Origin of the sequence: Synechococcus sp. R6-10 (assembly GCF_047461815.1) — a bacterium.
In the GTDB taxonomy this organism is placed as follows: domain Bacteria; phylum Cyanobacteriota; class Cyanobacteriia; order Thermostichales; family Thermostichaceae; genus Thermostichus.
The window spans coordinates 1-621 of the sequence record NZ_JANSHW010000653.1 but is presented as its reverse complement, the minus strand read 5'-3'; the positions used below and the strand labels follow the sequence as shown (position 1 = coordinate 621).

General features: G+C 59.1%; 1 protein-coding gene. It reads left to right on the top strand.

Features of this window, described 5'->3' with window-relative positions:
* A partial coding sequence (locus tag NW837_RS15070) for an EamA family transporter (protein ID WP_414332425.1) occupies positions 1-501 on the top strand: 501 nt, incomplete at its 5' end.
* Positions 502-621 lie beyond the last annotated feature (120 nt).

Genomic DNA, 621 nt, shown 5'->3' with positions numbered 1-621 from the left:
GTGAGCCTGCTGGGGGTGGTGCTGGTGGCTACGGGGGGATCCTGGGGCACCTTGCAGGCGGGGGATCCCTGGGGGGTGCTGCTGGCGGTGGGCAGCTCTGGAATCTGGGCGCTCTACTGGCTGCTCAATGTGCGGGATGGGCGAGATGCGGTGCTGAAGCTGTTTATGGGGTTTCTCTTCGGCAGCCTCTATGGCCTGCTACTGCTGCCGTTTCAGGAGGTCTCTTGGACAGTTGCGGGGCTGGGTTGGGCGGCTTACATTGGTCTGGCGGAGATGGGCCTGACTTTTGTATTTTGGCTGCGGGCTCTGGAGTTGGCGGGCCATCGGGGATCCCTGGCCAACTGGGTGTATGTGACGCCCTTTTTGTCGTTGGGGTTGATTGCGGTGCTGTTGGGCGAGACGATTGCGCTGGGATCCGTGCTGGGCCTGGGTCTGATTTTGGCCAGCAATCTGTGGGGATCCCATAGGGAAAAGCCCCCCGCGGATCCTGTTCTGTCCTGAGGCGGTTGCGTTCGCGCCAGCGGGACGGAGTCCTATCGCGTTAGCGGTGCAGAGCATGACTCTAGTCAATAATAAGCTCAACTATACTGAAAATAATGTATAATATGTTCAGTACGGATT